Origin of the sequence: Rhodococcus sp. 21391, from assembly GCF_016772255.1 — a bacterium.
GTDB classification, from domain to species: domain Bacteria; phylum Actinomycetota; class Actinomycetes; order Mycobacteriales; family Mycobacteriaceae; genus Rhodococcus_F; species Rhodococcus_F opacus.
Genome location: NZ_CP063781.1, coordinates 1,565,733 through 1,579,182 on the forward strand (window position 1 = coordinate 1,565,733; position 13,450 = coordinate 1,579,182).

The 13,450-nt window shown below is 68.6% G+C and carries 14 protein-coding genes; 7 read left to right on the forward strand and 7 right to left on the reverse strand.

Annotation, left to right across the window (positions count from 1 at the left end; all coding sequences use genetic code 11):
• Position 1: 1 nt before the first annotated feature.
• From GO592_RS07360 to GO592_RS07370, 3 genes are all read right to left on the reverse strand, one after another.
• Positions 2-913 (reverse strand): DMT family transporter, encoded by a 912-nt coding sequence (locus GO592_RS07360; RefSeq protein ID WP_007296606.1) that lies wholly within the window; start codon positions 911-913, stop codon positions 2-4.
• Positions 901-2,496 carry a glycoside hydrolase family 13 protein gene (locus GO592_RS07365; RefSeq protein WP_007296607.1) on the reverse strand — a complete coding sequence of 532 codons (1,596 nt, stop codon included), beginning with the start codon at positions 2,494-2,496 and terminating at the stop codon, positions 901-903. The genes GO592_RS07360 and GO592_RS07365 overlap by 13 nt, the downstream gene beginning before the upstream one ends.
• A 67-nt stretch (positions 2,497-2,563) precedes the next feature.
• Positions 2,564-2,959, reverse strand: a complete 396-nt coding sequence (locus GO592_RS07370; protein WP_005264320.1) for a globin — start codon at positions 2,957-2,959, stop codon at positions 2,564-2,566.
• A gap of 140 nt (positions 2,960-3,099) precedes the next feature.
• Here GO592_RS07370 and GO592_RS07375 point away from each other — a divergent pair, with 140 nt between their 5' ends.
• The 3 genes from GO592_RS07375 (at position 3,100) to GO592_RS07385 (ending at position 4,573) form a co-directional block, all read left to right on the forward strand.
• The gene (locus tag GO592_RS07375) at positions 3,100-3,771 is read left to right on the forward strand and encodes an HNH endonuclease (protein ID WP_164709521.1); all 672 of its coding nucleotides are present in this window, start codon (positions 3,100-3,102) and stop codon (positions 3,769-3,771) included.
• Positions 3,772-3,846: 75 nt separating this feature from the next.
• On the forward strand, positions 3,847-4,107 hold the full coding sequence (ctaJ, locus tag GO592_RS07380) for an aa3-type cytochrome oxidase subunit CtaJ (RefSeq protein ID WP_005248217.1): 261 nt from the start codon (positions 3,847-3,849) through the stop codon (positions 4,105-4,107).
• On the forward strand, positions 4,094-4,573 hold the full coding sequence (locus tag GO592_RS07385) for a DUF5130 family protein (protein ID WP_005264322.1): 480 nt from the start codon (positions 4,094-4,096) through the stop codon (positions 4,571-4,573). The genes ctaJ and GO592_RS07385 overlap by 14 nt, the downstream gene beginning before the upstream one ends.
• Before the next feature lie 73 nt (positions 4,574-4,646).
• Here the strand turns inward: GO592_RS07385 and GO592_RS07390 are convergent, their stop codons facing one another.
• Entirely contained in the window at positions 4,647-5,063 is a 417-nt protein-coding gene (locus GO592_RS07390) for an SRPBCC family protein (RefSeq protein ID WP_007296608.1), read from the reverse strand.
• A gap of 99 nt (positions 5,064-5,162) precedes the next feature.
• On the opposite strand from GO592_RS07390, the gene GO592_RS44120 reads away from it, so the two are divergent.
• Positions 5,163-5,960: an AraC family transcriptional regulator gene (locus GO592_RS44120; protein WP_237720379.1), complete on the forward strand. Its 798-nt coding sequence runs from the start codon at positions 5,163-5,165 to the stop codon at positions 5,958-5,960.
• Positions 5,961-5,997: 37 nt separating this feature from the next.
• Positions 5,998-7,224, forward strand: a complete 1,227-nt coding sequence (gene dinB / locus GO592_RS07400) for a DNA polymerase IV (protein ID WP_007296610.1) — start codon at positions 5,998-6,000, stop codon at positions 7,222-7,224.
• Positions 7,225-7,245: 21 nt separating this feature from the next.
• Here dinB and pepN read toward each other — a convergent pair whose 3' ends face one another.
• Together pepN and GO592_RS07410 are read right to left on the reverse strand one after the other, a co-directional pair.
• Positions 7,246-9,849 (reverse strand): aminopeptidase N, encoded by a 2,604-nt coding sequence (pepN, locus tag GO592_RS07405; protein WP_007296611.1) that lies wholly within the window; start codon positions 9,847-9,849, stop codon positions 7,246-7,248.
• A gap of 72 nt (positions 9,850-9,921) precedes the next feature.
• Positions 9,922-11,157, reverse strand: a complete 1,236-nt coding sequence (locus tag GO592_RS07410) for an NAD(P)/FAD-dependent oxidoreductase (protein ID WP_007296612.1) — start codon at positions 11,155-11,157, stop codon at positions 9,922-9,924.
• A gap of 127 nt (positions 11,158-11,284) precedes the next feature.
• On the opposite strand from GO592_RS07410, the gene GO592_RS07415 reads away from it, so the two are divergent.
• On the forward strand, positions 11,285-11,914 hold the full coding sequence (locus GO592_RS07415; RefSeq protein WP_039950879.1) for a mycothiol-dependent nitroreductase Rv2466c family protein: 630 nt from the start codon (positions 11,285-11,287) through the stop codon (positions 11,912-11,914).
• Positions 11,915-11,932: 18 nt separating this feature from the next.
• Here the strand turns inward: GO592_RS07415 and GO592_RS07420 are convergent, their stop codons facing one another.
• Positions 11,933-12,907: a M48 family metallopeptidase gene (locus tag GO592_RS07420; protein ID WP_007296614.1), complete on the reverse strand. Its 975-nt coding sequence runs from the start codon at positions 12,905-12,907 to the stop codon at positions 11,933-11,935.
• Positions 12,908-12,974: 67 nt separating this feature from the next.
• Between GO592_RS07420 and GO592_RS07425 the strand changes: the two genes are divergently transcribed.
• Positions 12,975-13,448, forward strand: a complete 474-nt coding sequence (locus GO592_RS07425) for a ribose-5-phosphate isomerase (protein ID WP_005248193.1) — start codon at positions 12,975-12,977, stop codon at positions 13,446-13,448.
• Positions 13,449-13,450: the final 2 nt, after the last annotated feature.

Sequence of the window (13,450 nt, forward strand, 5' to 3'; positions counted from 1 at the left end):
GTCAGCCGGACCGCAGGGTGCTGGTCGCCAGAACGGCGAGTGACGCGACGACGGCCGCCATGCCCAGCCCCGCGACCAGGGTCAGCTGTTCGCCGAGCACCGCGGTCCCGAGCAGTGCCGCGACCACCGGTTCAGTGAGTGTCAGCGTCGCGACCGTCGCGGGTGGCAGCCGCCGCAGACCGGCGGCGAACAGCAGATACGCCAGGACGGTCGGGACGATCGCCAGATACACCGCGGCCGCAGCGCCCGGTCCGGTGTCGAGGCCGCCGGGCCAGGTCGCGACGAGCACGGGGATCAGGAACAGTCCACCGAGACCGAACATCTGTCCCATCGCCGCCTCGGGACTCGCACCCGCGGCGAGCAGCGACGATCCGGCAACTGTGTAGGCGGCGTACCCGAGGCCGGCGAGCAGTGCAGGGAGTGCACCCGCCAGGATCCCGGACGAGTCGGAGCCGCCCGTCGTGCCCGCCACGATAAACGCCATTCCGGCGACCGCGATGACGGTGGACACGGCCCACACCGGGCCGGGACGGTGCCGGTGCACCGCCCATTGCAGTGCCCCGGTGAACGCGGGGCCCGAACCCAGCGCGATCATGGTTCCTGCCGCCACCCCGGCGCTCTGCACACCACTGAAGAAGCCGAGTTGGTACGCCGCGACTCCGATTCCGCCCCACACGGCGGGCACGTACCCGCGAATCCCGGAGCCGTCACCGAACCCGAGCCCGCCCCGCAGCGCTGCGAACGCCGCGAGGAGCGCGCCCGCGGCCACGACCCGGGCCGAGCCGACCGCCAGCGGGTCGAGGTCGTAGCCGAGGGAGCGGGACGCGAGGGCCTGCGCGGTTCCCGTCGTGGCGAACAGGATCGATGCTGCGACGACCGCCGCAACTGCGGGAGTGCGGGTCAGATGAGCCACGCAGCCGCGTTCGGTGGGAGCTGCCCCTCGACGAGCGGCGCGCTGCTGAGCAGCACCTCACCGGGTGGCAGCGAGATCGGCCCGTCGGTGGCGTTGAGGGCGCAGATCAGCCCGCCGCGCCTGCGGAAGGCGAAGCAACCCGCGGGGCTCCCGTACCAGTCGACCCCGGGCCCGGAGAACTCCGGGCGCAGCGAGCGCAGTTCGAGTGCGGCCCGGTACAGCGACAGCGTCGACGTGACGTCCTCGAGTTGCGCCTCGACGGTGAGGTCCGCCCACTCGGGTGGCATCGGCAGCCAGGGCTCGCCGGTGCTGAACCCGAACGGCGGTTCGGTGCCCTCCCACGGAACGGGCACACGGCAGCCGTCACGTCCGCGTTCGGTGTGACCGGACCGTTCCCACACCGGGTCCTGCAACGCCGAATCGGGGAGGTCGACGTTGGGCAGGCCGAGTTCGGCGCCGTTGTACAGGAACGCCGCACCCGGCAGCGCCAGTTCGACGAGGATCATGGCCCGGGCGCGTGCCGTGCCGATCTCGCCGCCGCCGTACCGGGTGACTTCCCGTTCGACGTCGTGGTTCGACAGGGTCCAGGTGGGTGTCCCGCCCACTTGGTCGACGGCGGTCAGGGAGTTCTCGATCGCCTCCCGGACCGTCTCCGCCGAGAACTCGGCCTCGGCCAGCCGGAAGTTGAACCCGAGGTGCAGTTCGTCGGGCCGGATGTACTCGCCGAAGCGTTCGTTGTCGCGAACCCAGATCTCTCCGACCGCCATCGTGCCCGGGTACTCGTCGAGGACCTTGCGGATGCCGCGGTGGATGTCGTGGACCGCGGGGTTGTCGAACCGCGGATCGTCGTCGGAGTTCTGCAGCAGGGCGTTGGCGGACCAGTCGTGGTCCGGCAGACCTTCCGGCTTCGCCATGCCGTGCGCGACGTCGATGCGGAATCCGTCGACGCCGCGGTCCAGCCAGAACCGGAGCGTCGTCGTGAGATCCTCGACGACATCCGGGTTGTCCCAGTTCAGGTCGGGCTGTTCCGTCGCGAAGATGTGCAGGTACCACTGGCCGGGCTTGCCGTCGGCCTCGGTGATCCGCGTCCAGGCCGGCCCGCCGAAGATGCTCGGCCAGTTGTTGGGCGGCTCCGCGCCGTCCTCACCGCGACCGTCGCGGAAGATATACCGGTTCCGTTCGGGACTGCCGGGCGGTGACGCCAGGGCGGCGCGGAACCATTCGTGCTCGACGCTCGTGTGGTTGGGCACCAGGTCCATCGTCACCTTGATCTGGCGCGCGTGCGCGGCCTCGATCAGTGCGTCCATGGTCGCGAGGTCACCGAACAGCGGGTCGATGTCTCGGGGATCGGACACGTCGTAACCGTGATCGGCCATCGGGGAGCGCATCACCGGGCTCAGCCAGAGGGCGTCGACACCGAGTAGTTCGAGGTATCCCAGCTTGTCCCGCACTCCGTGGAGGTCGCCGACACCGTCACCGTTCGCGTCGGCGAACGAGCGGGGATAGATCTGGTAGAAGACGGCGTCGGACCACCAGGGTGCCGGCTGTGTGTCGTCGGCGGACGTTTCGGCGGGAGTGCTCACAAACGCCCATCGTGCCAAACGATCGCCCGCACCACGACCCGACCGGCGTAATCGGCGCGGTGCGGTTTCAGAAGGCGGAGTTCACCATCGACGCCGCGGCCATGTCCATGTACTCGGAGAGGGCCTTGCGGTGGGCGTCGTCGAGGGTTCCGGTGTCGATCGACGCGATGGCCGTGTGCATGCACCGCAGCCAGGCGTCCCGCTCGATCGGGCCGATCTTGAACGGCTGGTGACGCATCCGCAGTCGTGGGTGGCCGCGCTCGTCCGAATAGGTGTGCGGTCCGCCCCAGTACTGCTCGAGGAACATCCGCATCCGGCGCTCGGCCGGACCCAGATCTTCCTCGGGGTAGAGGGGCCGCACGATGTCGTCCTTGGCGACTTCCTCGTAGAAGCGCGCGGTGAGTTTGCGGAACGTCTCCGCTCCGCCCACCGCCTCGTAGAAGGTCTGCTGCACGTCAGTCATGGCGCCCTCCATTGTGCACGTGCGGGCGCGAACGGTCTTCGTCACCGTCTGTTCACCGAACGTCCTGCCTTTTTGTCGGAAATGGACGTGCACGAGCAGGCAATTCATGGTGCACTTGGTGGCAATCTCCCGGAGGTCGCATGAAGAATCGACACAGCGCCCGCGCGCACCGACAACTCGTGCCCACTGATGCCCGGAGTGCCGGGGTTTCAGGGGCGTTTGCTTTACAAGTGATCACCGAAGGCTCCGCGCGCAGCGCAGAGCCTTCTTTCCCGGGCGAGAATGCGGTTCCGCTCTGGATCAAGCGCCGGGTGCTTCTCCTGAATGTCACCTACGAGCCGCTCACCGCCCTTCCTGCCCGCCGTGCCGTGGTGTTGATGACCTGCGGTAAAGCCGATACCGTCCACGAGGATCCCCAGGCCCCGGTCGTCCACTCCGAGCAGTGGTCCGTGCAGGTGCCGTCCGTGATCCGCCTCCGGAACTACGTCCGCGTCCCGTATCGCGCCCGTGTTCCGATGACCCGCGCAGCCCTCATGCACCGGGACCGGTTCCGGTGCGCCTACTGCGGTGCCAAGGCCGAGACCGTCGATCACGTGGTTCCCCGCAGTCGAGGCGGCGAGCATTCGTGGGAGAACTGCGTGGCCTGCTGCGCGCCCTGCAACCACCGCAAGGCGGACAAATTGCTGAGCGAACTCGGCTGGACGCTCAGGGCCTCCCTCGTGCCTCCGTCGGGGCCGCACTGGCGACTGCTGGCGTCCACCAAGGACTTGCACCCGTCGTGGATGCCCTACCTCGGTGAAGGCGCCGCCTGAGCGTTCCGCGCGTCCGCTTCGCGAAGTTCGGCCCTGACGCTTCCCCTCGCACGGTTCTGGGCTACCGTTTGCGTTGTGAGCATTCTCGAGACAGTGCTGATATTCGTAGGAATTCCGGCGTTGATCACCGCCTTCTTCGCGGGGATGTCGTTCGTCGGCAAGAAGACGCCGGGCCCCGTGCCGCCCGCGTTCCACCTCGGTGAGGAATGGACGCACGCGCCGGTGCTGTGGAGCGCCGTCGACGAGGTGACCACGCACGGTCATCACGGCGGACACCACGGCGCGCACGCCGGTTCGGCAGACCTGATTGGAGGCTCGGCAAGTGGCAAGTGGTGACCTGATTCCCGCGTCGGCGGTATCCGCGGACAATCTGCCTGTCGGCAGCGTCGTGACCTCCAGCGGTCGCATCTCGGGCGTGCATCGCGTCGGTGAGCCGTTCACCGACGACCTGCCGTTCACGACGGACGAACTCGTCCGCCTCGACGATGCCCTCACCGAAGGCACCCGCAAGACGAAGGTGCGCTTCAACGCGTACATCGGCGACCTCGGTGCCGACACCGCGGCCGGCGCCGACGCGCTGTTCCCGACGACGCCCGAGGCGGAACGGTCCGTGCTCATCGCGGTCTCGCCCAACCAGCGGACGGTCGAGATCCGCAGCGGCCGGGCCGTGGCCAACCGTGTCACCGACCGGGTCGCCCAGCTCGGCGCCACCGCCGCCGTGTCGTCGTTCGGCGACGGGGACCTCATCGACGGTCTCGTGAGTGCCATCCGCGTGATGAGTGCGGCGATCGCCTCGCCGTAAAACCTGCACAGATCAGCATCGGCGCGGCCCGATCCGGCTCAGTCCTCCTGAACCGGATCGGGCCGTCGGTGTCTCACCGGGTGCCGACGACGCGATCGGCGCCTTCGAGGGTCCGCCGAACGGCGTCGATGCCGAGTTCCATCATCTGCGCGGTCCGCCCCGCGAGAGTTGCGGGCAGGATGTCCGCGATCCAGACGAACACGGTCGCGCCGTGGCCGTCGTCGCTCACCTGGGCGGAAGCACTGTGATGCAGGTAGGGGTCGTCGACGATCGACCAGGCCAGTCGGCGCGCGTCCTCGTCGCACGAGACGAGACGCTCCCGGACGACGGAACCGTCGAAGAACGTGATGACCCGATCTCCCCGGTCGATCACCGAGGCGGTGACGAAACCTGCGGCGAGCCGCGTGGGCAACGCACCCCAGTCGCGCAGAGCGTCCCACGCGGCAGCGGGTGTGACATCGATGTGGGTGGACTCGTAGATGTATGACATGACTGCAGCCTGCCGCGGGAACTGCCGTGAGGATTGAAGATTCTTGCAGGCCACCGTATGTGCGGAAAGGTGTCGGGCCCCACGGGTAGCGTCCCCGTTGTGGCGGTGAGCGAGGTCGCACGTCTGCCGGGCGCGAGTGTCTGGGCTGTGGACTGCTGTGGCGTGCACACGGGCTGGTCGGACGTGGAGGTGCGGGACGATCACCGGCTCGTGCTCGTCCGTGGCGGCCGATTCGTTCGCCGGATCGGCAGACGCGAGTCGGTGGCCGATCCGACCGTGGCGTATCTCGGAATACCCGGCGAAGTGGAACAGTTCGCGCACCCCGCCGGTGGAGACCGGTGCACGTCGATCAGTGTCCGGCCCGAGCTCTGGCGTGCGATCGCCGGTGACCACTGGACACTCGGCCGTTCCGATGTGTACGTCGATGCCCGCGTCGACCTTCTTCATCGGCGCCTGCTCCGTGCCGGCCGGACGGGCGACGTCCACTTCGCCCTCGCCGAGGAGGCCGGCCGGCTCGTCGCGGTCGCCGCGTCACGGGCGCGGTCGTGTTCACACCGGCGCGGCGGCATTCCGGACCACGTAGTGGCCGCGGCTGCCCGCGCGGCGGTCCTCGACGACGAGCCCGGCTCGGACGGTTTGATACCGCTCGCCGGACGGTTCGGGGTGTCACCGTTCGCGCTCAGTCGTGCGTTCAGTGCAGTCATGGGCGTCTCGCTCACCAGGTACCGCAACAGGGTTCGGGTCGGGCGGGCGCTCGAGCGGATCGAGAACGGCGACCGTGACCTCGCCGGACTCGCCGCGGACCTGGGATTCTCGGATCAGGCGCACACGACCAGGACCATCGGGGCCCACCTCGGCGAGAAACCCACCGCGCTGCGAACACTGTTGTCGGCCTGAACGACCCTCGACTTCTGTCGGTGGTCGATGCGAACATATGTTCGTGTCCGATTCGTCGCGCCCGCGCATCTCGAGTGGCGCCGAGGCGACCATCCTGCACGCCGACCTCGATGCGTTCTACGCCTCGGTGGAGCAGCGGGACGACCCCGGCCTGCGGGGTCGTCCGGTGATCGTCGGCGGCGGCGTCGTGCTGGCCGCGAGCTACGAGGCGAAGGCGTACGGGGTGCGCACGGCCAGCAGCGGTGCGCAGGCGCTGCGCCTGTGCCCGCACGCCGTCGTGGTGCGCCCACGAATGTCGGCGTACGCGGCCGCGAGCAAGGCGGTGTTCGAAGTATTCGGCCGGACGACGCCCCTGGTCGAGGGACTGTCGATCGACGAGGCCTTCCTCGACGTCGCCGGTCTCCGCAAGATCGCTGGCGCGCCGGTCGACATCGCGGCGCGTCTGCGCCGGGACGTACGCGAGCAGGTGGGTCTGCCGATCACGGTCGGGATCGCGAGAACGAAGTTTCTCGCGAAGGTCGCCAGCGCGGTGGGCAAACCCGACGGACTGCTGCACGTGCCGCCGGACCGCGAGATCGAGTTCCTCCATCCGCTGCCGGTCGAAAGGCTGTGGGGTGTCGGCGCGGTGACGTCGGTCAAGCTCCGCGACGCCGGGATCGCCACCGTCGGCCAGCTCGCCCACTATCCCGAAGAGCTGCTCGTGTCCATCGTCGGACCCGCGGCGGGCCACCACCTCCACGCGCTCGCCTGGGCACGCGACCCGCGTCCCGTGCAGGTGGGGCGCAGGCGGAGATCCGTCGGCGCGCAGCACGCTCTGGGGCGCAGACCGAAGTCGACGGAGGATGTGGACGCCGCTCTGGTGACGTTGGTCGACCGGGTGGCCGGCCGGTTGCGCCGCGGCGAGCGGGTCGGGCGCACGGTGGTGCTCCGGCTGCGGTTCGACGACTTCACCCGGGTGACGCGTTCGCACACACTCGCGCAGCCGTCGGCTCAGACGCAGACGATCCTCACGACGGCCCGCGGCCTGCTGAACAACGCGATGCCGATGATCGAACGCAAGGGCATCACCCTCGTGGGAATCGCGGTGGCCAACCTCGAGGACGACTGCCCGCAACAGCTGGCGTTGCCGTTCGACCCGTACACGAGTAGTTCACTCGACGGCACGCTCGACAGTCTCCGCGACCGCTTCGGCTCCTCGGCCGTCACCCGCGCCGTGCTGCTGGGCCGGGATCAGGGTGTGACGGTGCCGATCCTGCCGGATTAGGCCGGCAGGATCGGCCACCGATCAGCTCGCGTCGAACTTTCGGGCCGCCAGCGACCGGACGATCCCGGCGCGGCCCTCGACCACCAGGCGGCGCAGGGCGGGCGGGTGGTCGCCGGCCAGGAATTCGTCGGCTGCCGCCACGGATTCCTCGCTGATCGACCACGACGGGTACAGACCCACGACGACGGTCTGCGCGACCTCGCTCGAACGCCGCTCCCACACCCCGGGAATGTCCGCGAAGTAGCGGGCCACGTACGGTGCGAGGATCTCGGACTGGCCGTGACCGGCGAATCCGCCGATGATCGAGCGGGCGGTGATGTTCGGCACGGAATCGTCGCCGACCACCCGGTTCCAGGCCTGTTCCTTCACCGCGGCCTGCGGGCGGACGGTGGCCGCGGCGGCGGCGTTGCGGGCACCTGCCGCGGTGGGGTCGCGTTCGGCTTCGGCGTCGATGAACGGCGTCTCGACGCCCTCGGCGTCGATCTCACCGGCCCCGGCGAGTGCGGTGACGAGACGCCAGCGCAGGTCCGTGTCGACGACGAGCCCCGGAAGCCCGACCGTCTCGGGTGCGGCGTCGAGCAGTTCCTGCAGCACCTCGGTGTGCCACGCCGACAGCTGCGCCCCCGCCAGCGCGTTGACGAACGCCAGCTGGTGGTCCGAACCCGGCTCGGCTTCCCGCGCCAGTTCGAGGAGCCGGTTCGCGAAGTCCGGCCAGCCGTGTTCCTTGGCCCACTCGGGTTCGGCGTAGCTGTGCAGCGCGGTCTGGGCCTGCATCAGCAGTCGCTGGACGACGCCGACCTCGGTTTCGGCGCCGACGCCGCGCTGCACGAGGGCGACGAAGTCCCGCGCCTTGAGTTCGGCCTGACGCGTCATCTCCCAGGCCGCCGACCACACCAGGGTGCGGGGGAGGGGCTCGTCGATGTCGCCGATGCGGTCGATGGCGGTGGCGAGCGAGTCGGGATCGAGCCGCAGCGAGCAGTACGTGAGGTCGTCGTCGTTGACGAGGATCAGCTGACCGCGTTCGACACCGACGAGTTCGGCGACGTCGGTGCGTTCGGTGGCGTCGAGGTCGAGTTCCACCCGCTTCGTGCGCACGAGCTTGCCGTCCCGGTCGTCGTACACGCCGACGGCGATACGGTGCACCCGTCGCTCACCGGCACCCGGTGCGGCGCCGGACTGCAGGACGGCGAACCGCGTGAACTTGCCGTCCGCGTCGACGTCGAATTCGGGGCGCAGGATGTTGAGCCCGGTGGTCTTGAGCCACTGGGCTCCCCAGTCGGACAGGTCGCGGCCCGACGACTTCTCGAGTGCGCCGAGGAGGTCGTCGAACGTGGCGTTGTCGAAGGCGTGGTCGCGGAAGTAGTCCCGCAGGCCGGACAGGAAGGGGTCGAGCCCGACATACGCGACGAGCTGCTTGAGGACCGAGGCGCCCTTCGCGTACGTGATGCCGTCGAAGTTCACCTCGACCGCGGCGAGGTCGGGGATGTCGGCGGCGATGGGGTGGGTGGAGGGCAGCTGATCCTGCCGGTACGCCCAGGACTTCTCGACGTTGGCGAACGTGGTCCACGCGTTGGTGTATTCGGTGGCCTCACTCTGGCAGAGCACGGAGGCGAACGTCGCGAAGGACTCGTTGAGCCACAGGTCGTCCCACCAGCGCATGGTGACGAGGTCGCCGAACCACATGTGCGCCATCTCGTGCAGGACGGTCTCGGCGCGCCGCTCGTACGACGCCCGCGTCACCTTGGACCGGAAGACGTAGTCCTCGAGGAATGTCACGGCGCCGGCGTTCTCCATTGCGCCCGCGTTGAATTCGGGAACGAACAGCTGGTCGTACTTCCCGAACGCGTAGGGGGTGCCGAAATTGCGGTGGTAGAACTCGAAGCCCTGCTTGGTTTCCGTGAACAGGCGCTCGGAGTCCATGTGCTTCCCGAGCGAGGCGCGGCAGTAGATCGCGAGGGGGATGTCGCCGTGCTCGTCGGAGTAGTTGTCGGTCCACTCCGCGTACGGGCCGGCGATGAGCGCGACGAGGTAGGTGCTCATCTTCGGTGTGGTGCGGAAGATGTGGCGGCCGGCGTCCGGCGCCACCGTCTCGACGGTCGCGGAGTTGGAGATCACCTTCCAGTCGGCGGGGGACGTGACGTGTACGTCGAACGTCGCCTTCAGGTCGGGCTGGTCGAAGCAGGCGAACATGCGCTTGGCGTCGGCGGTCTCGAACTGCGAGTACAGGTACACCGCGTCGTCGGTCGGGTCCACGAAGCGGTGTAGCCCTTCACCGGTGTGCGAATACGCGCAGTCGGCCTCGACCACCAGTTCGTTGCGTTCCGCGAGATCGGTGAGTGTGATGCCGGTGGACTCGTCGTAGTTCGACACGTCGACGGGGGAGCCGTTCAGCGTGGCCGAATGCACACGGGCCGCGACGATGTCGACGAACGTGGACGCGCCGGGGGTGGCCCCGAACGTGACGGTGGTGCGAGAGGAGAACGTCTCGACTCCGGGCTGAAGTGTCGTCTCGACTCCGGGCTGACCTGTCCCGTCGGTGAGGTCGAGTTCGATCAGATAGTTGTCGACGGTCAGCAGTCCGGCTCGTTCGGCTGCCTGTTCGCGGGTCAGGTTCGGTGGGGCCACAGAGGTCTCCTCGTGATCGGCGGCGGTGCTCGTACTCGATGCTGCCATCCCATCACGAGTGGGCCGGGGGTGTTAACCGGACAGGTCGGCCAACGGCACCCCGGGGTCGGCCAGGCGGTCGGGATCGACCGGGGCGGACGACGACACCAGTTTCTTGATCTGATCGGTGACATCCCAGATGTTGACGTTCATGCCGGCGAGGACGTGGTTGTCCGCGTCGAGCCAGAAGGCCACGAACTCGCGTGCGGCGAAATCGCCGCGCACGACCACTCGGTCGTACGAATCGTGCGGGGCGTACCCCACATACTCCATGCCCAGATCGAACTGGTCGGTGAAGAAGTACGGCAGGTTCCCGTATTCCGCCTCGTGCCCGAGCATGGTGGCGGCGGCCACGGCCGGCTGGTTGAGCGCGTTCGCCCAGTGCTCGACCCGGATGCGGGTGCCGAGCTGCGGATGCTGTTGCGCGGCGATGTCGCCCACCGCGACGACGTCGGGGTCGCTGGTCTGCAACCCGGCGTCGACGAGAACGCCGCCGTCGACGTCGAGTCCGGCCCGCTCCGCGATCTCGATGTTGGGTGCCGCACCGACGGCGACGAGGACCGCGTCGGCGGGCAGGACGGTGCCGTCGCCCAGCCGAACCCCGGTGGCCTTGCCGTCTTCGACGACGATCTCCTCGACCGTCGCGCCGAGGTGCAGTTGAACGCCGTGCTCGCGGTGGAGTTCGGCGAAGACCGAGCCGATCTCGGGGCCGAGGGAGCCGAGCAGGGGAACTTCGGCGGCTTCCACCACCGTCACGTCGGCGCCCTTCTCCCGCGCGGAGGCACCCACCTCGAGACCGATCCAGCCGGCGCCGATCACCACGAGTCGTCGGCCACCGGCGACCGCCTCGATGAGCTTGTCCGATTCGTCGATGGTGCGGAGGTAGTGGACGCCCTCGGCGTCGGACCCGGAGATCGGTGGGCGGCGCGAGCGCGAACCGGTGGCGAGGGCGAGCTTGTCGTATCCCAGCGTGGAACCGTCCGGCAGCGTCACGGTGTGGGCGGCGAGGTCGAGGGCGGTGGCGGTGGTGCCGAGCCGCAGGTCCACGTGATGGTCGCGGTACCAGTCGCCGTGGTGGACGGTGAAGTCGCCGAGTGCCTTCTTGCCTGCGAAGTGTTCCTTTGACAGCGGAGGTCGCTCGTAGGGAAGATGTTCCTCCTCCGACAGGAGGATGATCGATCCGTCGAAATCCTTGTCACGCAATGCTTCTGCCGTCTTCGCTCCGGCGAGGCCGCCGCCGACGACGACGAACGTGCGAGTGGAGGACATGTGAGGATGCTCCCTTCCGGTCGACCACTTTCGACCCTACTGCCGCGAGCGGGGTCTCCGGGAAGGATTGCCGGAGGGGAGGTGTTGACTGGACGGGAATGTGTACATCACCGAGAAGGAGCATCACGTGAGTGCTGGGACGAACGCCGGGACCGCCAAGGACGTCGCTGATTTCTGGTTCGACCCACTGTGCCCGTGGTGCTGGATCACCTCGCGATGGATCCTCGAGGCCACGCAGGTGCGTGACCTGGAGGCGAACTTCCACGTGATGAGCCTGGCCGTCCTCAACGAGGGCCGGGATCTGCCGGAGGAATACCGCGAGCTCATGACCAAGGCGTGGGGCCCGGTGCGGGTGCTGATCGCGGCCGCGCAGAAGCACGGCGACGAGATCCTGCTGCCGCTGTACACCGCGATGGGCACGCTCATCCACAACGAGGGCAACAAGGACTTCGGCGACGTGATCGTCAAGTCGCTCGCCGAGGTCGGGCTGCCGGCCGAACTGGCCGAGGCCGCCGAATCGGAGGAGTTCGACGCCGCACTGCGCGAGAGTCACGCCGCAGGCATGGACGCCGTCGGACCGGACGTGGGAACCCCGACCATCCACGTCAACGGTGTCGCGTTCTTCGGCCCGGTCCTGTCGCGGATTCCCCGCGGCGAGGACGCGGGCAAGGTGTGGGACGGTGCGGTCGCGCTGGCCGGCTACCCGCACTTCTTCGAACTCAAGCGCACCCGGACCGAGGACCCCCAGTTCGACTGAGCCCCGTCCCGGGCACGGTCACCGAGTGACGGGCCCGGCCGGGTCGGCCGCGTACCGCAGTAGCTGCGGATCGCGGTAGATCTGGCCGGGTTTGACGAACAGGTGACCGTGCCGGGTCCTGTTCCGCAGGGCGGCGGCGCGCCAGGTCAGCACCGGATGTCCCGACAGCAGATTCACGAACCACGGAAAGAACCCGCGTTCGGTGGTGGCCCGGTCGGCGAGTTCGTCGAAGCCGACGTTGCTCACGAGGTATTTGCCCGCGCCGAGAACGCCCATCGCGCCGCGGGCGCCCTGGGGCCGCACACAGTAGCCGTGATTGTCTGCGGTGTATTCCATCGATCGGAACAGCGCCGACCCGACGACAGGAATGTAGTTGGCGGCGAACTGTCCCAGTTGCCGCCAGTAGGAGGCGTGACCGGCCGCGATGTGACCGACCTCGTGGCCGATGATGAAGGCGAGGGCGTCGGGCTCGCGGGCCTCGCCGCCGATCTCGAACAGATCGCTGTACACCACGACGAAGCGGCGGAAGCCGTGTCCGGATGCGAACGCGTTGATCCGGCCGTTCCCGAGCACGACGTACGCGTCGGGCGGTTCGGTCATCCCGAACCGCGCAGCCGCCTCGGCCACCATCCGATAACCGTCGGGGAACTGGGTGGGCGTCATCTTGATCCCGTTCACCTGCTGCGAGCCGTAGAGCTGGCCGCGGCCGACGGCGATGAGGATCGGTGCGATCAGCACGATGAGCACCCAGGTGGACACCACGCCGAGGAAGAGTGCCGCGATCGCCGCGACGTAGGCGACCACGGTGAGAACGATCGCCGCCACGAGCAGCGGGATCTCCCACGAGTGCCGGGCGGGCCTGTCGTGCGGCATGAGGCCCGGCAACGGGACGGGAGGATTCCATCCCGTCCCGCCACTCCACTGGTGCTGCGCGGGGGCCTGCCGATGTCCCGGATACGCCTGTCCCCAGTTCTGTCCGTTGTCGGGATACATGCTGATCACGATAAGCGTCCCGGGCCCCTGACACGATTCGCGAGGACGCCTGACAGAATCACCAGTCATGCGCGTATACCTGGGTGCCGACCATGCCGGATTCGAACGTAAGAACGAGATCATCGAACACCTGAAGGCCGCGGGCCACGAGACCGTCGACTGCGGCGCTCATGTCTACGACGCCCTCGACGACTACCCCGCCTTCTGCATCGAGACGGCTCGTCGTGTCGTCGCCGACGAGGGCAGCCTCGGCATCGTGCTGGGCGGCAGCGGCAACGGTGAGCAGATCGCCGCGAACAAGGTGAAGGGTGCGCGATGTGCCCTGGCGTGGAGCGTCGAGACCGCGCAGCTGGCCCGCCAGCACAACAACGCTCAGCTGATCGGCCTCGGCGGCCGCATGCACTCCCTCGAGGAGTCCCTCGCGATCGTGGACGCGTTCCTCGCCGCCGAGTGGTCGAACGAGGAGCGCCACCAGCGCCGCATCGACATCCTGTCCGAGTTCGAGAAGACCGGCGTCGCCCCGGCCCTGCCCGAGGCCTGATC

What these genes read in the sequence shown, in the direction of transcription:
- GO592_RS07370 (WP_005264320.1), bottom strand. Translation starts at nt 2,959, where the DNA reads ATGACTGACGTGCAGCAGACCTTCTACGAGGCGGTGGGCGGAGCGGAG.
- GO592_RS07375 (WP_164709521.1), top strand. Translation starts at nt 3,100, where the DNA reads ATGAAGAATCGACACAGCGCCCGCGCGCACCGACAACTCGTGCCCACT.
- GO592_RS07390 (WP_007296608.1), bottom strand. Translation starts at nt 5,063, where the DNA reads ATGTCATACATCTACGAGTCCACCCACATCGATGTCACACCCGCTGCC.
- dinB (WP_007296610.1), top strand. Translation starts at nt 5,998, where the DNA reads ATGTTCGTGTCCGATTCGTCGCGCCCGCGCATCTCGAGTGGCGCCGAG.
- GO592_RS07410 (WP_007296612.1), bottom strand. Translation starts at nt 11,157, where the DNA reads ATGTCCTCCACTCGCACGTTCGTCGTCGTCGGCGGCGGCCTCGCCGGA.
- GO592_RS07420 (WP_007296614.1), bottom strand. Translation starts at nt 12,907, where the DNA reads ATGTATCCCGACAACGGACAGAACTGGGGACAGGCGTATCCGGGACAT.
- GO592_RS07425 (WP_005248193.1), top strand. Translation starts at nt 12,975, where the DNA reads ATGCGCGTATACCTGGGTGCCGACCATGCCGGATTCGAACGTAAGAAC.